This window comes from Massilia aerilata (genome assembly GCF_042656905.1).
In the GTDB taxonomy this organism is placed as follows: domain Bacteria; phylum Pseudomonadota; class Gammaproteobacteria; order Burkholderiales; family Burkholderiaceae_D; genus Telluria; species Telluria aerilata.
In genome coordinates this window covers 1-18,968 of sequence record NZ_JBHSMZ010000011.1, presented here as the reverse complement: position 1 = coordinate 18,968, position 18,968 = coordinate 1, and the positions used below count along the sequence as shown (strand labels likewise).

Sequence of the window (18,968 nt, the reverse complement as noted above, 5' to 3'; positions counted from 1 at the left end):
TGCAACCAGTGTGAAAGTAGGTTATCGTCAGGCTAATTATTATGCAGAGCCCGTCCAGTTAATTCTGGACGGGCTTTTTGCTTTTCGGTGCCGCAAACGGCCGCTCTGTCATTCATCTCAAAACGTTTTTGTACATACACATTCGTTCTGTATATGTATGCAGTTTTCCTTTTGTAAATACATAATGACCATACAACTGAGCAATTGGGTTGTTGCGTTACATAATCAAATACAAAAGCGAGAAGAAAGAGATGAAACTGAAAGAAAAAGCGACCGTGCGTTCCGTCCGTCTGGCAGTCGGTGTGCTGGCGGCGCTGGCTGCAGGCCAGGCATTTGGCCAGGAGCAGGCGGTTCAACGCGTCGAGGTGACCGGTTCGGCCATCAAACGCATCGCCGCCGAAGGCGCCTTGCCGATCCAGATCCTGTCGCAGGAAGTCATCGTCAAAACCGGCGCGACCAACGTCGCCGAATTGATCCAGGCGCTGCCGGCGATGCAGGGCTTCACGATTTCCGCGATTTCGGCGGGCACCAATTCGGGCGGCCGCGTCACCGCGTCCATCCACGATATCGGCGAAAGCTACACCCTGGTACTGCTCAATGGCCGCCGCCTGGCGCCCCAGGGTTCGGGCAGCACCGTCAATCTGCAGGCAATTCCGATAAGCGCCATCGAGCGCGTCGAAATCCTGACCGACGGCGCCTCCGCGCTGTACGGTTCCGATGCGATTGCCGGCGTCGTCAACTTCATCCTCAAGCGCAACCAGCAGGGCGGCGATATCGAGGCGAATTACAATACCCGACCACCAGCCGCTCCGGCGCTTCCAAGTATGTGAGCGCCAGCTACGGTTTCGGCGATCTCGAAACCAAGGGCTATAACGTCCTGGCCGCCTATCGCCACGACGACCAGAGCCAGGTCAAGTCGACCGAGCGCGATTTCGCGAAGACAGCCTATATTCCCTTCGACTTCCGCGGCAATCACTACATCTACGACCGCACCAGCACGGCGACGATTCCCGCCAACGTCACCGCGACCTTCAACAACAATATCCCCTCGATCGGCTTCTCGCCGTATCTGAAAAAGACCGGAAATTGCCCGGCCATGAACTTCGTCAGCCTGAACAACACGGCGACGACCCAGAACTGCGCCTTCGACTTCGTCCAGACCGTCGAAGTGGTCCCGGAAAACAAGCGCGACGGCCTGTTCCTCAAGGGCACCCTGAACGTCAGCGACAATCTGCAGCTGTTCACCGATTTCGCGTTCTCGCGTTTCGACATCACCGCCCGCATCGCGCCGAATACCGCGCCCTTCACCATCGTCGCCAATTCGGCGATGTACAACCAATATGTCGCGCCTTACCTGACGGCGCAGCAGCTGGCCAACGTCAAAGCGGTGTCGGGCAACTACCGTACCTATGACTGGGGCACGCGCGACAGCCGCACCCTGACCGATTCGACCCATTTCGTCGCCGGTGCTGACGGCAATTTCTCGGGCTGGAACCTGAACAGCGCCCTGACCTGATCGCGCAACAAGATCGACGAGCAGTACGTCGGCGGCTATGCGAAGGACAAGGAATTCCGCGACATGCTGGCGAACCGCTCCTTCGATCCCTTCGCGGCGATCGGCGGCCAGACCGACGCCACCAAGACCCTGATCGCCAGCTCGCTGTACCACGGTTCGATCCGCGAAGCGTCGACGACCCTCAAGGGCGCCGACCTGCGCGCCTCGCACGAGCTGTTCGCCCTGGGCGGCGGCGCGGCCCAGCTGGGCGTGGGCGCCGACTACCGCCAGTATCACTACGAGCAGACTCCGCTGGCGAAAGACGCCGACATCTACAACTTCAACGCCTCGGCGGCCTACGACATGAAGCGCGGCAGCTACGGCGTCTTCGCCGAGGTGCTGGCGCCGCTGTTCAAGCAGCTCGAACTGACCGCCGCGCTGCGCTACGACAGCATCGACGCGATCGAGAACGGCATCGTCAACAAGACCATGGGGCAGAAGGCCTCGAAAAGCACCTACAAGATCTCGGCGCGCTACCAGCCGACCCAGGCGGTGCTGCTGCGCGGCTCCTTCGGCACCGGCGTCAAGGCGCCGAGCATGCTGGACATCGGCCAGCCGCTGGTGAACGCCGGTTTCACGGCAGGCTCCTACACCTGCCCGATCCAGCACGCCGAGTATTGCCGTCCCGGCAAGACCCAGTACAACGTCCTGTCCGGCGGTAACGAGAATCTGAAACCGGAAACCTCGAAGCAGTTCAGCGTCGGCATCCGCCTGGAACCATCGCCCGCGCTGTCGATGGGCCTGGACCTGTGGGACGTGACGATCCGCGATGCCGTCTCCGGTATCTCGGAGCAGCAGGCCTTTGCCGATCCGGTCAAGTTCAATAGCCTGTTCACGACCTACACGGAACCGTCGACCGGCAACACCTACTGGGCCTTCAAGTCCCTGTCCGTGAACATCGGCCGCCAGCACAACCGCGGCATCGACTGGGATGCGACCTCGCGCTACAAGTTCGACTGGGGCACTTTCACCACCACGGTCAACGGCACCCACATGCTGAAGTCGGACTACACGTTGCCGGGTACCGACAACCACTGGACCAACAGCTTGGACTTCTTTGGCGTGAACAATAGCGTCACCTTCCGCAACATCGCCCGCCTCAGCGGCACCCTGGACACCGGCAAGCTGTCGAACACGCTCATGTTCAACTACCGCAACGGCTACACCGATGCTTCGGCGACGGTGCGCAATACCGGGATCAATGTCAACGAGACCATCCGCCTGGACGTGCCTTCGTTCATGACCCTTGACTGGCAGGGCCGCTACCGCCTGAGCCAGGCGATCACGCTGCGTCTGGGCGTGAAGAACCTGCTCGACAAGCAGCCGCCGCTGTCGCTGCGCGCTTCGTCCGGCCACCAGGTCGGCTATGACCCACGCTACGCGGATCCGCTGGGCCGCCAGGCCTATGTGATGGGCAACTACAAGTTCTAAGCCTGTCACCGCGATGCCGCCGGGCGCCAACCCGGCGGCGTCGCTGCTCCAGATTTGCCACAGCCACCGGAACAGCTGTACCGTTTCGGAACATCTGTCCTGTCCGTCACGCCAGCGTGCGCATGGCATGCCGTTTGCTGGTCTTAGCTTAAACATCACAAGACTAGGGGACACAATGGCGCATCCAACCGGTCCTGCGGCATGCGCCGCGGCCGTGTTTTTATTCTTGCCGTTCACCGCCGTCGCGGAAGAAACCCGCGCGCCCTTCATTCCCCGGGTCGAGGTCGTCGGCGTCGCGCCGGTCTACGGCCTTGGCATCGAACGGGATTTGCTGCCTTACCCTGTGCAAGTGGCCACCGACAAGACCATGCGCAAGGCGGGCGGCGAAAACCTGGCCGAATTCATGGCCCATCACCTGGGCGGCGTCAACGTGAACGAGGTGTCTGGCAGCCCCTTCCAGAACGACATCACCTTCCGCGGTTTCCGCGCATCGCCGGTGCTGGGCAGCTCGCAAGGCATTTCCGTCTACCTGGACGGCGTGCGCGTCAACGAACCTTTCGGCGACGTGGTCAACTGGGACATGGTGCCCGAGGCGGCGATCGGCGAGCTTATCCTCGTCACCGGCGCCAACCCCCTGTACGGATTGAACACCCTGGGCGGTGCGCTGGCCTTCAGGACCAAGTCCGGGCTCACGGATCCGGGCGGCGAGGCCGAATTCTCGCTGACCAGCCACGGCCGGCGCCGCGCCGACCTCGCCTACGGCAGGCAGGGCGCCGGCGGCTGGCACAGCTTCGTCGGCGCCACCCTGTTCGACGACGAAGGCTGGCGCGATCATTCCGCCGGCCGGCTCGGGAACGTACTCCTCAAGGTCGGCCGCGCGATGGGCGGCACCGACTGGAGCGCCACGCTGCTCGGCGGCCGCAGCCGCGTGCTGGGCAACGGCTTGCTGCCGGACGCGCTGTACCAGGCCGACCGGCGCGCCGTCTATACCTATCCGGACACGACCCGCAACCGCCTGCTGCAGGGCAGCTTCAATTTCACCCGCCACATCGACCCTAACAGCGAGCTGAGCGTGGTCGCCTATGTCCGCAACAGCCGCCGCGACACCGTCAACGGCGACGTCAGCGACGACGTCGAGGAAAGGGCAGCAGAGCATCCTGGCGTCCTGAACACCACCAGCACGCGCCAGGATGGACGCGGCCTGAACCTCGCGTTCAGTACCCGGCGCGGCAGCGTGCGTCTGGATGCCGGCGCTAATGTCGACCGGAGCGAGGTGCACTACGCCCAGTTCGAGCAAGCCGCCTTCATCACCGAAGGACGCGAAGTGATCGCCGATCCGCTCGAATCGCGCGAGCCAAGCTCATCGGTGGTCGGCACTTCGCAGGCTGGCGGCGTCTATCTTGCCGCCAGCCTGCCGGTCGCGCCCGGCACGCAGCTGACCGCCAGCGCGCGCTACGGCCGCACGCGGGTCGCCAATACCCTGAGCAATGAACGTGGACCGCAACCCGCCGAAAGTTTTGTCTACAGCCGCCTCAACCCCTCGCTCGGCCTCACCCATGTCCTGAGCCCGCGCGCGACGCTGTTCGCCAACATCGCGCAGGGCAACCGCGTGCCGACGGTGATCGAACTCGGCTGCGCGGATCCGGACAATCCCTGCCGCCTGCCGGTCGGCCTGCAGTCCGATCCTTACCTGAAGCAGGTGGTGGCGCGCACGATGGAGGCGGGCGCGCGCGGCCGCTTCCAGGACGAGGACGCATCCGGCAGCTATTCGCTGTCCCTGCACCGCACCGTCAACCGCGACGATATCCTCTTCCTCAGTTCTCCCTCGCGCCAGGGCTATTTTGCGAATTTCGAGCGCACCCGCCACCAGGGCCTCGATGCCCTGCTGAGCCGCCAGTCCGGCCGCCTCGGCATCCGTATCGCCTACAGCTACCTGCAGGCGGTGTACGACGCCGACGGCGAACTGTTCACCGGCGCGCGCCATGTCCAGGTGCGGCGCGGCACGCAGATGGCGGGCTTGCCGCACCACAGCGCCAAGCTGTCGCTGGACTGGAACCTGCGCCCGGAATGGACGATTGGCGCCGACCTGCATGCGGTGTCGAGCCTGGTCACGCAAGGGAACGAGGATGGCTTGACCGCGGATGTGGAGGAGGGCGAGGCCGCGCAGCGCGCCGACTGGCGCGTGCACGGCTATCTGCTGCTCGGCCTGCGCGCCAGCTACCGCCCGGCCGACAAATGGGAACTCTTTGCGCGCGTCAGCAATGTGTTCGACCGCCGCTACGAAAGCTATGGCGCGGTGGCGCCGGACCTGTTTCCGAATGGCCGCTTGCGCGCGCCGCAGGAAGAAGAGGGCGAGGCCGGGCACGCGCGCTTCGTCGCGCCCGGCGCACCGCGCACCATCGTCGCCGGCCTGCGCTACCGCTTCTGATCAGAAGCGGTATTCGGCCGTCAAGCCCGCCGCCCATAGCCGGCCCGGCGCCGCTTCGTAATAGCGCTTGTTGGCGTCGCCGACGATGACCGAGCCCACATACTGGCGGTCGAACAGGTTGTTCAGCCGCAGGAACTGTTTAAAACGCCAGCGCTCGACTTCCTGGCGGGCCTGCACCCGCAGGTTGAGCACCGCGTAGCCCGGCGCTGGCCGCTCCGTATTCGTGTCCTCCGCAAAGACCTTGGCGTTCGCGACGGTCTCGAGCGCCGCGCCGAAGCGTCCGCCGGCTTCTTTCCAGGCGAGTTCGCCATACAGGCTGGCGCGCGGCACGCCCGGCAGGCGGCTGCCCGGCTGCACCGCGCCGAAGCCGGTTTCATAGGTCGCGCGCAGCATGCTGAGGGCCAGCCGCGCGCTCCAGCCCGCCGCGAGACTGGTGTCGAGCGAGACCTCGGCGCCGCGGCGCAGGGTCTGGGCCGCATTGCGATAGCTGGTGCGTCCGGCCACTGAGCTGTCGACCACCAGTTCGTCGTCGGTGCGGACCTGGAACAAGGCCGCGTCGATCCGGGTGTCGCTGCCCAGCACGGCCTTGGCGCCCAGCTCCAGGTGGCGGCTCCTGGCCGGTGCCAGCCGGAAATTGAAACCGGCGCCGCCGCTCGAATAGAACAATTCGTTCAAGGTCGGCGTCTCGAAGCCGCGCGCCGCGCTCGCGTACAGATTCAGGCCGCGATCGACCTTGTACAGAACGCCGAGCACCGGCGTGGTCCGGCGGTAATCGATCCTGCCGCTGTCATTGCCGTTGCTGAGGAAGCGGTCGCTGACCTCCACCTTCAGGCGGCTGTGGCGCAGGCCGGCGGTGATCACCCAGGGCCCGCCCTGCCACTCGCTCTGCAGGTAGGGATCGACGCTGGTCAGCACGTCGGTTTCGTCGCGCCGCAGCGCGCCCTTGACGCCGAACCGTACGCCGGACTGGTCGGCGATGAAGTTCTCGTAACCCTTGCGGTCATCAAGAGAGCGGTCGACGTCGATGCCGATCGTGGTGCTGAGCTTGCCGCCGGCGAGCGGGCGCACGAACAGCCAGTTGAGGTCGGCGCCGTAGAAGTCGCGGTCGAAATCGACGACGCCTCCCGAATGCGTGGGCGGCGCCTGGAACGCGCGCGAAAAGGACTGGTACTGGATGACGCTCCGGTTGCCGCCATAGACCATGGCGCGCAGGCGGTCCTCGCCGAAACGCCGCTCGTAGATGGCGCCGGCCTGCTGGTGGTCGATGCTCTTGCGCGTGTCGTAGCGCTCGGCCAGGGTGCGCTTCGGGGGCTGGGTATCGGTGGCGTCGATCTCCCCGGCGCGCGGGTCGCGCTCGAAGCTGGCCCAGGTCACACCCAGCGGGTCCTGGGTGTCGTGCTGGCTCAGGTTGCTGGCGCTGACCGTCAGCTTGCTGTCCGCATCCGGCTTGAAGTTCAGCTTGGTAAAGCCCTGGTCGCGCCGCGCCGCGCTGTGGGCGCGGTAGCCTTCGGTGCCGAAGCGGGACGCGTCGACCACATAACCCATGCCATAGGTTTCGCCCTGCGCGTTCAGGTCGACCTTCCACATGCCGTCGCTGCCGCCGGAGACGGTGGTCTCGGCGGTCGGGCTGCCGTGTCCTTCGCGCGTGAACAGTTGCACCACGCCGCCCGAGTGGTTGCCGTAGACGACGGAGAAGGGACCGCGCAGCACTTCGATGCGCTCGGCCATGTCGAGATTGAAGGTGGCCGCCTGGCCCTGGCCATCCGGCATGGTGGCGGGAATGCCGTCGGCGATCAGGCGCACGCCGCGCACACCGAAGGTGGAACGGGCGCCGAAGCCTCGCGAGGAAATCTGCAGGTCCTGGGCGTAGTTCTGGCGGTTCTGGATCACCAGCCCCGGCACCGCGACCAGGGATTCGGAGGCGTTGACGCGCATCTGCGTATCGCGGATCTGGCGCGCGTCGATGACGTCGATGGCTGCCGGGAAATTGGAGATATCGTGTTCGACGCGGCTGCCGGTGACGATGACGACCGGGATCCCCGGGGCTTCACCTGATGGGCTTGCTTCGGCAGCGGCCGCCCCGGCGGCGCACAGCATGGCGATGGTGTTCATTCCGCATACAGCGCGATTCATCCTGTCTCCTGTCTGGACTGATGGCCGGGCCCGCGCAAGCGGCGTGCCTCTCGTTTGCGGTTCAAGCAATATGCCTGCCACCCATCGCGATTGTGCACGGCATGCCGCCCACCCCATTCGGCGGCGCGACACCTGTTCAGGTTTTGCACAGTTGACGCCCGGGTGTCTCGATTCCGGCACGGCCGTATACGCGCTCTGTACAGATTTCCTGCGGCGGCATGCCTGGCACGACCCTTGCGAATGCCGGACATATCACAAGACCATTCACAACGGAGACACCATGAAAACGAGAGCCGCCATCGCATGGAAGGCCGGGGAACCCCTGCAGATCGCCGAAGTCGACCTCGAAGGCCCGCGCGCCGGCGAGGTGCTGGTCGAAATCAAGGCCACGGGTATCTGCCACACCGACTGGTACACCTTGTCGGGCGCCGACCCGGAGGGCATCTTCCCGGCCATCCTCGGCCACGAAGGCGCGGGCATCGTCCTCGAGACCGGTCCGGGCGTCACCTCCGTCAAGCGCGACGACCATGTGATCCCGCTCTACACCCCGGAATGCCGCCAGTGCAAATTCTGCCTCTCGCGCAAGACCAACCTGTGCCAGGCGATCCGCAGCACGCAAGGGCGCGGACTGATGCCGGACGCGACCTCGCGCTTCTTGCTGGACGGCAAGCCCATCTACCACTACATGGGCACCTCAACCTTCTCGAATTACATCGTGGTCCCGGAAATCGCCCTGGCGAAAATCCGTGCAGACGCGCCTTTCGACAAGACCTGCTACATCGGCTGCGGTGTGACGACCGGCGTGGGCGCGGTGATCTTCACCGCCAAGGTGGAGGCGGGCGCCAATGTGGTGGTGTTCGGCCTCGGCGGCATCGGCCTGAACGTCATTCAAGCGGCCAGGATGGTCGGCGCCGACAAGATCATCGGCGTGGACCTGAATCCGGGCCGCGAAGAGATGGCGCGCAAGTTCGGCATGACCCACTTCGTCAATCCGAAGAACGTCGAGAACGTGGTCGACACCATCGTCCAGCTGACCGACGGCGGCGCCGATTACGCCTTCGAATGCATCGGCAACGTGCAGACCATGCGCCAGGCGCTGGAGTGCTGCCACAAGGGCTGGGGCCAGTCGATCATCATCGGCGTGGCCGAGGCCGGCAAGGAAATCGCGACCCGTCCGTTCCAGCTGGTGACCGGCCGCGTCTGGAAGGGCTCGGCCTTCGGCGGCGCGCGCGGCCGCACCGACGTGCCGAAGATCGTCGACTGGTACATGGAGAACAAGATCAACATCGACGACCTGATCACCCATACCTTGCCGCTCGATCGCATCAACGAAGGCTTCGAGCTGATGAAGAGCGGGCAATCGATCCGTTCGGTAGTGATCTATTAACCAAGGCGGTCCAACGAAGAAGAGGAGACATGATCATGAGCAGTGCAGTCCATATTCACCCATCCGTCGACGACGGTATTCCGCAGGCGGCGCCGGACTTCGCGGGCGGGACCCTGACCTGCCTGTGTACGACCGATCCGGTGACGGTCGAGATCAAGGGACAGGTGGCGCACAACCATGTATGCGGCTGCACCAAGTGCTGGAAGCCGGCCGGCTCGCTGTTTTCCCAGGTCGCGGTGGTATCGCGCGAGAACCTGCAGGTCACCGCCAACGGCGACAAGCTGCAGCCGGTCGACACCACCGCCGCCATCGTGCGGCATGCCTGCCGCGACTGCGGCGTGCACATGGTTGGGCGCATCGAGAACACGGCCCATCCCTTCTTCGGACTCGACTTCGTGCACACCGAGCGCTCGAACCAGCGCGGCTGGGCGGCGCCCACCTTCGCGGCCTTCGTCTCGTCCATCATCGAGTCCGGCGCCCGTCCCGAAAACATGGGCGCGGTGCGCGCGCGCCTGACCGAGATCGGCCTGCCGCCCTACGACTGCCTGTCGCCGCCGCTGATGGACGCGATTTCCACTCACGTCGCAAAAGCCAAGAGAATCCTATGAAGCGCTTGCCCCTGCTTCTGCTGGCACTCCTGGCAAGGCCTGCCATGGCCGAGGCCCATGATTACCCGACCAGTGGGCGGATGGAGTACGTGCTGGAGTGTATGCAAAAGCACGACGGCAAATACGAGTTCCTCTACAAGTGCTCGTGCGTGATCGACCGTATCGCCGAGGCGATGTCGTACGAGGACTTCGTGGCGATGTCGACCGCCCTGCGGGACCAGTCGCTGGCGGGCGAGCGTGGCGGCGCTTTCCGCGATCCCCCTTCGGTCAGGGCAATGGCCGACAAATACAAGACCATTCAGGCCAATGCGAACCAGGCCTGCCACGTGCAGCAGCGCTGATATAAAAATCGATAGGAGACTAACATGTCATTTCAAACGAAACTCTTACGCTGGTGGCCGTGTCTGGCACTGGCAGCCTCGCCTGTGTTCGCAGCCGACTCCGACGTGGCCCAGTTGAGCAAGGATCCGAAAAACTGGGCGATGCAGGCCGGCAGCTTGAGCAACCAGCGGTACAGCGAGCTCAAGCAAATCAACAGCAAGAACGCCAGGAACCTGCAGGTGGCCTGGACCTTCTCGACCGGCGTGCTGCGCGGCCACGAAGGCGGACCGCTGGTGATCGGCGACACGATGTACCTGCACAGCCCCTTCCCCAACAAGGTGTTCGCGATCTCGCTCGAAGACCAGGGCATCAAGTGGAAGTACGAGCCGAAGCAGGACCCGACCGTGATCCCGGTGATGTGCTGCGACACCGTCAACCGCGGCCTGGCCTACTCGAACGGCAAGATCTTCCTGCAGCAGGCCGACACCACTTTGGTGGCGCTGGACGCCAAGACCGGGGCCGAGCTGTGGAAGACGAAAGTCGGCGATCCGAAGATCGGCGAAACCACCACCAATGCGCCGCACATCTTCAAGGACAAGCTCCTGACCGGCATCAGCGGCGGCGAATTCGGTGTGCGCGGACGGATTGCCGCCTACGATCCGAACACCGGCAAGCTGTTGTGGAAGGCCTGGAGCACCGGGCCCGACAAGGATCTGCTGTTCGACCCGGCCAAGACCATGACCTGGACCAACGGCAAGATGGCGCCGGTGGGCTCGGACTCCTCGCTCAAGAGCTGGCAGGGCGACCAGTGGAAGCTGGGCGGCGGCACCACCTGGGGCTGGTACAGCTACGACCCGCAGCTGAACCTGGTGTACTACGGCAGCGGCAACCCGAGCACCTGGAACCCGCGCCAGCGCCCTGGCGACAACAAGTGGTCGATGACGATCTTCGCGCGCGACCTCGACACCGGCATGGCGAAATGGGTCTACCAGATGACGCCCCACGACGAGTGGGATTATGACGGCGTCAACGAAATGATCCTGGTCGACATGAAGGTCAAGGGCCAGCCGCACAAGGCCCTGGTGCACTTCGACCGCAACGGCTTCGCCTACACGATGGACCGCCAGACCGGCGAACTGCTGGTCGCCGAAAAATACGACCCGGTGGTGAACTGGGCCAGCCACATCGACATGAAGAGCGGCCGCCCGGTGGTCGTGGCGAAGTACAGCACCGACAAGAACGGACCCGACGTCAATTCGAAGGGCATCTGCCCGTCGGCCCTCGGCACCAAGGACCAGCAGCCGGCCAGCTACTCGCCCAAGACCGGCCTGTTCTACGTGCCGACCAACCACGTGTGCATGGATTACGAGCCTTTCCAGATCGAGTACACGGCCGGCCAGCCCTATGTCGGCTCGACCCTGTCGATGTACCCGGCGCCGAACAGCCATGGCGGGATGGGCAACTTCATCGCCTGGGACGCCAGCGCCGGCAAGATCGTCTGGTCCAAGGCCGAGAAGTTCTCGGTGTGGAGCGGGGCATTGGCAACCGCCGGCGACGTGGTGTTCTATGGCACCCTGGAAGGCTATATCAAGGCGGTGGACAACAATGGCAAGGAGCTGTGGAAGTTCAAGACCCCGTCCGGCATCATCGGCAACGTCACGACCTGGGAGTACAAGGGCAAGCAGTATATCGGCGTGCTGTCCGGCATCGGCGGCTGGGCCGGCATCGGTCTTGCGGCGGGCCTGACCAAGGGCACGGAAGGCCTGGGCGCGGTCGGCGGCTATAAGGACCTGGCCAAGTACACCGAGCTCGGCGGCGTGCTGACCGTGTTCGCCCTGCCGGACCGCTGATCCTTGTGGTCCGCAAGCTCTGCAACAAACGGCCGCCGGCACGCGGGATGCCGGTGGCCGTACCCTGTCCTTACCGGAAATCGCCATGAACAAATTCGTCACCCTGATGTTGAGCGCGGCCGCCTTTGTGGCCGCCGTACCCGTCCTCGCCGACGACGATGCCGCGCCTGGCGGCGCCGCGCCCTACAAGGTCGCCAACGGCAACCAGGTCGATGCCCAGACCCTGAGCGGCTGGAAGACCTGGCGCGCCCTGGCCTGCGAACGCTGCCACGGCGCGGCCCAGGAAGGCATGGTCGGCCCCTCGCTCGTGAACAGCCTGAAAACCCTCACCAGGGACCAGTTCAAGCAAACCGTCCTGCATGGCCGCATCGATAAAGGCATGCCCAATTTCGACGGCAGCAAGATGGTGGTCGAGAACATCGACAACCTGTACGCCTACCTGAAGGGGCGCTCGGATGGTGCGATCCAGCCCGGCCGCCTGCAGGAGATCGGAAAATGAGCTGGCGCCGCAGCCTGGGCCGGATGGCGGGCGCCGCGCTGGCGCTGCTTTGCCTGGCAGGGCCGGCCGTCGCCCAGCAGGCCGGCAGCGACGCCGGCCCCGGGCAGGACAAGGTGCTGCGCGTCTGCCAGGACCCCAACAACCTGCCGTTCTCGAACCGCGCCGAGGCCGGCTTCGAGAACAGGATCGCAGCCCTGCTTGCCCAGGAGCTGGGATGGAAGCTGGAACACACCTGGTTCCCGCAGCGGATCGGCTTCATCCGCAACACGCTGCGCGCCAAGGTGGACAATTCGGACCGCTACAAGTGCGACCTGGTGATCGGCGTGCCGGCCGGCTTCGAGATGGCCGCCACCACCCGTCCTTACTACCATTCGAGTTATGCCCTGGTGTACGTGAAGGGCAAGGGCCTGGACGGCGTGCGCAGCCTGGACGACCTGATGGCATTGAAGCCCGAGCAGCGCGGCAAGCTGAGGATTGGCGCGTTCTCGTCCTCGCCGGTGACGGAATGGCTGCTGCAGAACAAGCTCATGGACCAGGTCGACTGGTACCAGAACCAGACTGGCGACGCTGAGCAATATCCTGGGCAAATCATCGAACGCGATCTCGCCAGCGGCAAGATCGACGCGGCCTTCGTGTGGGGGCCAATCGCGGGCTACTTTGCGCACAACACGCGCTCGGCGCCCATCGTGGCCGTCCCGCTTGCCTCGCGTCCGGGCATGAAGCTCGATTACGAGATTGCGATGGCGGTGCGTCATGGCGACAAGGAATTCAGGCAGCGCATCGACCAGCTGATCGGCAGCAACCAGGCCAAAATCGACGCCATCCTCGCCGAGTACGGCGTGCCGCTGGTCGACGGGCAGGGGCGGGCGCTGCCATCCAGCCGTCAGGGCAAGCCATGATGAATGCGCGCGTGCTTTTCCCCCAATGGCGTACTGGCGCCGTGCTTGCCGTGTTGGCGGTCTCTGCCGCGGGTCCCGCGGCGGCCCAGCAGATTTCGCCCGCCGAAACGCTCTTGTTCGAGACCGACCACCTGGCAAAGGTGAAGCCACCGGCCACGCTGGTGTACAGCTTCCGCAAGGACAGCAACATGGAGTCGGGCTTCAAGGATGAAGTGCGGCTCGACCTGGCCAGGATCAACGGTAAATTGCGCGCCACCCTGCATTTCTTGACCGGCGAGCGCAAGCAGGAAATCCCGGCGCTGGAAGAGGCCCACGGCAATCCGGTGCTGCTCGGCTTTCTCGAGCACGACATCGCCGAGATGAAGCGCCTGACCGGCGGCTCGCGCAGCTATTTCCAAAAACGGATACGGATGGCGCTGGCCGAGGGCGCGCAGCTGAGCGTGGAGCCGCTCACCTACCAGGGCAAGACGGTGCAGGCGCAGACGGTGCGCATCCAGCCCTACCTGAACGATCCGATGCATGCGCGCTTCGAAAAATACCTGCACAAGACCTACACCTTCGTCCTGAGCGAGCAGGTGCCGGGCGGTCTGTATCAATTGCGCAGCTCTCTTGGGAAGCCGGACACCGTGCGGACCGGTGCGGCGCCGGCTGCGCCACCGATGATCGATGAAACCCTGACCCTGATCAGCGTCACTCCCAAGCAGCCTTGAGCGGCAGAAGACAGCAGCAGGAGATATGCGATGGCGCCGTTGAAAGTATTCGCATTCGATTACGCGATGGCCGGCGGGCCGCTGCCCAGACGGCTGCCGCGCTCGCTCAGACGCCAGGGCGACATGCTGCTGCAGGCCTTGCAGGCCGATTTGCGGGCGCTGCCGGACGTCGAACTGACCACGCTGCCGCCCGCGCAGGACGCAACCCAGGCGCAGCAGGTCTTCAGCGAGCGCTTCGAGGCAGGGGTGGAGGCGGCCGATGCCGTGTGGCCGCTGGCGATCGAATCGGAAGGGCTGCTGGAACGCCTGTCGCGCGACATCCTGCGCGCCAACCGCATCCTGCTGGGCAGCGCGCCGGGGGCGGTCAGGGTCGCGGCCAGCAAGCTCGAAGTCGCGCGCGCGCTGGCCGACGGCGGCGTCCCGGTCGCCGCCACCTACAGCCCGCATGCCGTCCTGCCCGACGAGCACGGCGCATGGGTCGTCAAGCCCGATGACGGCGCCGGCTGCTTCAACATCCGCCTGTTCAGCGACCGCGCCGCGGCGCTGGCATGGATCCGTGCCGCGGCGGCGGAGGGCTATGTGCTGCAGCCCTTCATTGCCGGCAAGCTGGGCAGCCTGTCCCTGCTGTGCTGCGACGGCGTGGCGCGGGTCTTGAGCTGCAACCTCGAGCGGGTGGCGATGCGCAACAACCGCTTCCACTTCCTCGGCAGCACGGTGAATGGCCTGGGCGACCACGATGGCGCCTTTGATCGCCTGGCACAGCAGGTGGCCGCGGCGATTCCCAGCCTGTGGGGCTATGTCGGGGTCGACTTCGTGCTCACCGAGCACGGCGCCGTGGTCCTCGACGTCAATCCGCGGCTCACCGCGGCCTATGCCGGTCTGCACGCCTCGATCGGCCGCAACCCGGCTGGCCTCGTCATCGAATTATTGAAGGGGCCGGCGGCCATGCCCGGGCCGCTGAGTGCAAAGCGCTCGGTCAGTGTCGATCTTGGCGAGGATGGCGACTAGCGGATCACCACGCCCCAGGGAAGTTTGCCGACCGGGATGTCGTGCAGCTTGACGCGCTTGTCGGTGTCGATCACCGAAACGCTGTTCGAACGGCCATTGGCCACGTACAGCTTCTTGCCGTCCGGGGTCAGCGCCATGTTCCAGGGGCGCTGGCCGACCGGAATCGTGGCCACGACCTGGTTGCTGGCGGTGTCGATGACGGACACGCTGGCGTCGCCGCCGTTCGACACGTACACCTGCTTGCCGTTCGGGTGCACGGCGATGCCGTTCGCGCGCAGCCCGGCCTTGACCCGGGCGACGATGGCAAAGCGCTCGGTGTCGATGACGAACACCTCGTTCGCGTTTTCCGTCGCCACATAGGCGCGGCTGCTGTCGGGCAGGAAGCCGATGCCGCGCGGACGGGCGCCGACCGCCACCTGGGCCACCTGCTTGCGCGCGCCAAAATCGATGATGTCGACCGCGTCGCCTTCCTCCGCGCTGACGAAGAGCAGGCGGCCGTTCGGGCTGAACACCGCGTGCTCCGGATTCTTGCCGTGCACCTTGATCGAAAACGCCAGCGCATTGCTGCGCGTGTCGACCACCGCGATATCGTTCTTGCCTTCGACCGCCGCCGCCACCCAGCGCCCGTCGGGGGAGATCGACACGCCCTCGGGTGACTCGCCCAGCGTCACGACGGCGCCCGGCTTGCGGGACACGAGGTCGACCAGTTGCAGGCGGTTGTTCGGCTGGTCGCTGACGTATAGCCAGCGGCTGTCGACGCCGACGGCCAGCCCGCGCGGCTTGCTGCCGGCGGCCATTTCGGCCACCACCTTGTCGGTGGCGGTGTCGATCACCGATACCGTGCCGGCGCCCTCGTTGGGAACATAGGCGAAGGGTTCGGCATGCAGGAGCGGTGGCAGCGCCCCCAGCAGCGCCGTCAGCAGGAAAGGGGCAAACGAGAAAAGTCGGTTTGGCTTGACGGTCATCGGGATTCCACAGGCAGTTCGGGATGGGGGTGAATACCGCGCCCGGAGCGGCGCGGCCACATGCGCCACAAGAGGCCGTCACGGTCGATCAGCATGTGCTTGGCGACCGCGAGCACGTGCAGGCCGACGAACCCGGCCAGCAGCAGGGCGGCGACATGGTGGGTGCCGTTGAAGAAGGCGTAGAGCGTCTTGTCGTCGGGCCCCCAGGGAGGCAGGCGGACGATGTTGAAGAATTTGATGCCATGCCTGCTGAAATTCGAAGCCAGGTAGCCGGACAGCGGCAAGGCCAGCATGCACAGGTAGAGGGCGACATGGCTGAGCCTGGCCGCCGTTCGCTGCCATGCCGGCATGCCGGCCGGCAGTGGCGGCGGCGTATGCTTTAGCCGCCAGGCAATGCGCAGCAGGATCAGCAGGCCGATCACGATGCCGCTGCTCTTGTGCAGGTTGACGTAGAGGCCGCGATCGGGTGTTCCGCGCGGAATATCATCCAGCATCAGGCCGAAGGCGAACTGACCGAGCAGCAGCAGGGCGATCAGCCAGTGCAGGGCGATGGCGGTCCTGGTGTAGTGGTCGCGTGTGGGCTTGGACATGGAACCGTCTAGTGAACCAGGGACTTTTCGGGTGGCTTGATATTCAGCCGCTGCAGCTTGCGATAGAGCGTGTTGCGGCTGATATCCAGCTCACGGGCAACGCCGCTCAGATTCCACTCGTGGCGCTGGAGTACCTGCAGCAATGCGCGGCGCTCGGCGCTTTCAAGCGTGTTCAAACTGGTTTCGACCGGCGGCTCCGGCGCCGGTTCCTCGCCCGGCGCCAGTGCAAGGTCAGCGGCGCCAGCCTGGTATTCGGGCGGCAGGTCGCGCACGCTCAGGCGATCGGTCTCGCGCAATGCGATCATGCTGCGCAGCAGGTGACGCAGCTGGCGCACGTTGCCGGGCCAGCGCTGCTGCTCGAGCAGGAACAGCAGGCGCGCATCGAGCTCGACCGGGCTGTCCTCGTCGCTTTCCTCGGCGGCCAGGTGGCGTATCAGTGCACCGCGGTCGGCGCGTTCGCGCAGCGGCGGCAGGGTGAGCGTCACACCTTGCAAGCGGTAATACAAGTCTTCCCGGAATTCGCCCAGCGCGATCTTTTTCGGCAGATCGCAGTGGGTGGCGCTGACCAGGCGGATGTCGAGCTTGACCGGGGTCTCGCTGCCGAGCGGGATCACCTCGCGTTCCTCGAGCACCCGCAGCAGGCGCGCCTGCAGGGCGACCGGCATGTCGCCGATCTCATCGAGGAAGAGGGTGCCGGAATTCGCCTGCAGCAGCTTGCCGCGCTGGCCTTCCTTGCTGGCGCCGGTGAAGGCGCCGGAGCGGTAGCCGAACAGCTCGCTTTCGATCAGCGACTCTGGTATCGAGGCGCAATTGATCGCAATGAAAGGACGGTTGGCGCGGCTGCCGGACGCGTGGATGGCGCGGGCGAACATCTCTTTGCCGGTGCCGGTCTCGCCCAGCAGCATGATCGCCACATTCCGTTCGAGGACCCGCTTGGCCTTGTCGACGTTGGCCGCCATGACCGGGTCGCCGAGCTGCAAGCGGTCGAGCGGGCTGTCGGGCGGGGCTGCGGGCGCTTCCCTGGCGGCGGCACCGGGCAGCAGGCCGATATTCGGCGCATGGCGTACACCCGAGGTCGACAGCGGCTGGTACACCACGGCGAAAAAGCGCGCGCCGTTGCGAATTTCAAAAACCGGCACCGGGTGGAAGGCTTTCCTGACCGTGCTGTCGATCAGGCCGGGGAAGGTGATGTTGAACAGTTCGGTGATATCGCGGCCGACGATCTCCGCACGGTCGGTAAAGCCGAGCTGGAACAGGGCGCAGCGGGTGGCGGCCAGCACCTTGCCCGTCACGCTCAGGGCGATCGCCCCTTCGCTCAGGGTGCCGACGAATTCCGGACGGTTATGAAAGCGCAGGATGAAATCATGGCGGAACTGGTGCAGGAAGACCCGGTTTTCGATCATCTGTACCGACATGCTGACCAATGCCAGCGTATGTTGCTGGGCCAGGCGCGATTCGCCTGAAGCGTCCAGCACGCCGACGAGCTCGCCTTCATGGTCGAAGATCGGGGCCGCGGCGCAGGACAGGCCGGTGTTCCGCGAGAGGTAATGCTCGTCCTGGTGCACGGTCACCGGGCGCCGCTCGAACAGGCAGGTGCCCATGCCGTTGGTGCCCTGGGCCCGTTCGCTCCACACCGCGCCTGGCATCAGGCCGGTTTTCGATGCCGCGTGCGTAAAGGCGGGATCGCCGAAATAGTTGAGCAGCACGCCTTCACGGTCGGTCAGCATGATCGCGTAGCCGGAACCCGCCAGCTGCTGATACAGATTGGCCATTTCGACCTTGGCGACCGCCTGGACATCGGCAAGCCGTTCCTGGCGTTCCCGCAATTCGGCGGGAGAGACCACTTCCGGCTCCGCACAAGTACCGGGGTCGAGCCGGTATTCGTCGAGACACCGAATCCAGGACTGGGTGATACGGTTGGCTGTTGCTGTGCGTTCGCGTCCATTCCGGCTCTGGACAACCGAGCGGACACGGTTGACGTGCTCCACGGCAAAGTTCGGCATGCTGTCTCCTGCGTCCTCACTCATGGCGACACCTGGGGCCGCCACGGTTTGTTATTGTATGGACTGTCATCGAGTTGCAACCACAGCACCAGATACTACTCCCGGCAGCAAATAGTTCAAGCTGTTCCCGGTATTTTCACTCGCCGCTTTTGCTGGCAACGCCTGACTTCTTGGAATCCAGATGGGTATCAGGAAAAGTCGAATTAATGGGAACCCCGGGCTGGCATCGTGGTCTGTAGTTTCTGGATGCGTCGTCGGCGCAACAGCACTTGTGCGCCTGCCACAGGATTTGCTATAGTTCGCGTCCTGCTTCGGCGGCGCACGAAAAACTCCAAAACGAGTGTGCACCGTTGAAAAGGATGAGTTGACGAGTCAAGCGAAACACTGCATAATCTCACTTCTCTGCTGCTGACGAACACAACGATTCGCAGACTACAGCAAGGCAGTACCGCCCTCGGCGGGAGCCAACGATCTTTAACAATCAACAGTCGATAAGTGTGGGCGTTTGATGAGGTGCCAGCAGTCACGTAAGTGATTGCTGAATGCTTAAATTATCAAATGTTCACAAAAAGTATAACGTT

General features: G+C 64.7%; 16 protein-coding genes. 12 read left to right on the top strand and 4 right to left on the bottom strand.

Annotation, left to right across the window (positions count from 1 at the left end; all coding sequences use genetic code 11):
- Positions 1 to 251 precede the first annotated feature (251 nt).
- The 4 genes from ACFPO9_RS16260 to ACFPO9_RS16245 all read left to right on the top strand — a co-directional run bounded on the left by ACFPO9_RS16260 (position 252) and on the right by ACFPO9_RS16245 (position 5,414).
- A complete protein-coding gene (locus ACFPO9_RS16260; protein WP_379772167.1) occupies positions 252 to 830 on the top strand; it encodes a TonB-dependent receptor plug domain-containing protein in 579 nt (192 codons plus the stop codon).
- Complete coding sequence (locus ACFPO9_RS16255) at positions 827 to 1,516, top strand: hypothetical protein (protein WP_379772165.1); 690 nt, start codon at positions 827 to 829, stop codon at positions 1,514 to 1,516. The genes ACFPO9_RS16260 and ACFPO9_RS16255 overlap by 4 nt, the downstream gene beginning before the upstream one ends.
- A gap of 63 nt (positions 1,517 to 1,579) precedes the next feature.
- Positions 1,580 to 2,986 carry a TonB-dependent receptor domain-containing protein gene (locus tag ACFPO9_RS16250; protein ID WP_379772164.1) on the top strand — a complete coding sequence of 469 codons (1,407 nt, stop codon included), beginning with the start codon at positions 1,580 to 1,582 and terminating at the stop codon, positions 2,984 to 2,986.
- Positions 2,987 to 3,161: 175 nt separating this feature from the next.
- On the top strand, positions 3,162 to 5,414 hold the full coding sequence (locus ACFPO9_RS16245) for a TonB-dependent receptor (protein ID WP_379772163.1): 2,253 nt from the start codon (positions 3,162 to 3,164) through the stop codon (positions 5,412 to 5,414).
- Here ACFPO9_RS16245 and ACFPO9_RS16240 read toward each other — a convergent pair whose 3' ends face one another.
- Positions 5,415 to 7,547, bottom strand: coding sequence for a TonB-dependent receptor family protein (locus ACFPO9_RS16240; RefSeq protein WP_379772161.1), 2,133 nt, complete (start codon positions 7,545 to 7,547; stop codon positions 5,415 to 5,417). It abuts the gene before it with no gap.
- A 280-nt stretch (positions 7,548 to 7,827) separates the two neighbouring features.
- On the opposite strand from ACFPO9_RS16240, the gene ACFPO9_RS16235 reads away from it, so the two are divergent.
- The 8 genes from ACFPO9_RS16235 (at position 7,828) to ACFPO9_RS16200 (ending at position 14,829) form a co-directional block, all read left to right on the top strand.
- A complete protein-coding gene (locus ACFPO9_RS16235; RefSeq protein ID WP_379772160.1) occupies positions 7,828 to 8,934 on the top strand; it encodes an S-(hydroxymethyl)glutathione dehydrogenase/class III alcohol dehydrogenase in 1,107 nt (368 codons plus the stop codon).
- Between the two features lie 35 nt (positions 8,935 to 8,969).
- Positions 8,970 to 9,542: an S-(hydroxymethyl)glutathione synthase gene (gfa, locus tag ACFPO9_RS16230; protein ID WP_379772159.1), complete on the top strand. Its 573-nt coding sequence runs from the start codon at positions 8,970 to 8,972 to the stop codon at positions 9,540 to 9,542.
- A complete protein-coding gene (locus tag ACFPO9_RS16225; protein WP_379772158.1) occupies positions 9,539 to 9,883 on the top strand; it encodes a hypothetical protein in 345 nt (114 codons plus the stop codon). The genes gfa and ACFPO9_RS16225 overlap by 4 nt, the downstream gene beginning before the upstream one ends.
- A gap of 24 nt (positions 9,884 to 9,907) precedes the next feature.
- Positions 9,908 to 11,713, top strand: a complete 1,806-nt coding sequence (locus ACFPO9_RS16220) for a methanol/ethanol family PQQ-dependent dehydrogenase (protein ID WP_379772157.1) — start codon at positions 9,908 to 9,910, stop codon at positions 11,711 to 11,713.
- Between the two features lie 85 nt (positions 11,714 to 11,798).
- On the top strand, positions 11,799 to 12,212 hold the full coding sequence (locus ACFPO9_RS16215; RefSeq protein ID WP_379772156.1) for a c-type cytochrome: 414 nt from the start codon (positions 11,799 to 11,801) through the stop codon (positions 12,210 to 12,212).
- A complete protein-coding gene (locus tag ACFPO9_RS16210) occupies positions 12,209 to 13,111 on the top strand; it encodes a quinoprotein dehydrogenase-associated putative ABC transporter substrate-binding protein (RefSeq protein WP_379772155.1) in 903 nt (300 codons plus the stop codon). The genes ACFPO9_RS16215 and ACFPO9_RS16210 overlap by 4 nt, the downstream gene beginning before the upstream one ends.
- A gap of 11 nt (positions 13,112 to 13,122) precedes the next feature.
- Complete coding sequence (locus tag ACFPO9_RS16205; protein ID WP_379772154.1) at positions 13,123 to 13,821, top strand: hypothetical protein; 699 nt, start codon at positions 13,123 to 13,125, stop codon at positions 13,819 to 13,821.
- 30 nt (positions 13,822 to 13,851) lie between these two features.
- A complete protein-coding gene (locus ACFPO9_RS16200) occupies positions 13,852 to 14,829 on the top strand; it encodes an ATP-grasp domain-containing protein (protein WP_379772153.1) in 978 nt (325 codons plus the stop codon).
- Here the strand turns inward: ACFPO9_RS16200 and ACFPO9_RS16195 are convergent.
- From ACFPO9_RS16195 to ACFPO9_RS16185, 3 genes are read right to left on the bottom strand one after another with little or no spacing between them, the layout of a single operon-like run.
- Positions 14,826 to 15,794, bottom strand: a complete 969-nt coding sequence (locus ACFPO9_RS16195; protein ID WP_379772152.1) for a beta-propeller fold lactonase family protein — start codon at positions 15,792 to 15,794, stop codon at positions 14,826 to 14,828. The genes ACFPO9_RS16200 and ACFPO9_RS16195 overlap by 4 nt on opposite strands.
- On the bottom strand, positions 15,791 to 16,384 hold the full coding sequence (locus ACFPO9_RS16190) for a cytochrome b (protein WP_379772151.1): 594 nt from the start codon (positions 16,382 to 16,384) through the stop codon (positions 15,791 to 15,793). The genes ACFPO9_RS16195 and ACFPO9_RS16190 overlap by 4 nt, the downstream gene beginning before the upstream one ends.
- An 8-nt stretch (positions 16,385 to 16,392) precedes the next feature.
- Positions 16,393 to 18,387, bottom strand: coding sequence for a sigma-54-dependent Fis family transcriptional regulator (locus ACFPO9_RS16185; RefSeq protein WP_379772150.1), 1,995 nt, complete (start codon positions 18,385 to 18,387; stop codon positions 16,393 to 16,395).
- Positions 18,388 to 18,968: the final 581 nt, after the last annotated feature.

Excerpts from the sequence above, each read along its gene's own strand:
- ACFPO9_RS16185 (WP_379772150.1), bottom strand. The coding sequence starts at position 18,387 with ATGCCGAACTTTGCCGTGGAGCACGTCAACCGTGTCCGCTCGGTTGTC.
- ACFPO9_RS16225 (WP_379772158.1), top strand. The coding sequence starts at position 9,539 with ATGAAGCGCTTGCCCCTGCTTCTGCTGGCACTCCTGGCAAGGCCTGCC.
- ACFPO9_RS16240 (WP_379772161.1), bottom strand. The coding sequence starts at position 7,547 with ATGAATCGCGCTGTATGCGGAATGAACACCATCGCCATGCTGTGCGCC.
- ACFPO9_RS16235 (WP_379772160.1), top strand. The coding sequence starts at position 7,828 with ATGAAAACGAGAGCCGCCATCGCATGGAAGGCCGGGGAACCCCTGCAG.
- ACFPO9_RS16200 (WP_379772153.1), top strand. The coding sequence starts at position 13,852 with ATGGCGCCGTTGAAAGTATTCGCATTCGATTACGCGATGGCCGGCGGG.
- gfa (WP_379772159.1), top strand. The coding sequence starts at position 8,970 with ATGAGCAGTGCAGTCCATATTCACCCATCCGTCGACGACGGTATTCCG.
- ACFPO9_RS16195 (WP_379772152.1), bottom strand. The coding sequence starts at position 15,794 with ATGACCGTCAAGCCAAACCGACTTTTCTCGTTTGCCCCTTTCCTGCTG.
- ACFPO9_RS16190 (WP_379772151.1), bottom strand. The coding sequence starts at position 16,384 with ATGTCCAAGCCCACACGCGACCACTACACCAGGACCGCCATCGCCCTG.
- ACFPO9_RS16260 (WP_379772167.1), top strand. The coding sequence starts at position 252 with ATGAAACTGAAAGAAAAAGCGACCGTGCGTTCCGTCCGTCTGGCAGTC.
- ACFPO9_RS16210 (WP_379772155.1), top strand. The coding sequence starts at position 12,209 with ATGAGCTGGCGCCGCAGCCTGGGCCGGATGGCGGGCGCCGCGCTGGCG.
- ACFPO9_RS16215 (WP_379772156.1), top strand. The coding sequence starts at position 11,799 with ATGAACAAATTCGTCACCCTGATGTTGAGCGCGGCCGCCTTTGTGGCC.
- ACFPO9_RS16220 (WP_379772157.1), top strand. The coding sequence starts at position 9,908 with ATGTCATTTCAAACGAAACTCTTACGCTGGTGGCCGTGTCTGGCACTG.
- ACFPO9_RS16245 (WP_379772163.1), top strand. The coding sequence starts at position 3,162 with ATGGCGCATCCAACCGGTCCTGCGGCATGCGCCGCGGCCGTGTTTTTA.
- ACFPO9_RS16250 (WP_379772164.1), top strand. The coding sequence starts at position 1,580 with ATGCTGGCGAACCGCTCCTTCGATCCCTTCGCGGCGATCGGCGGCCAG.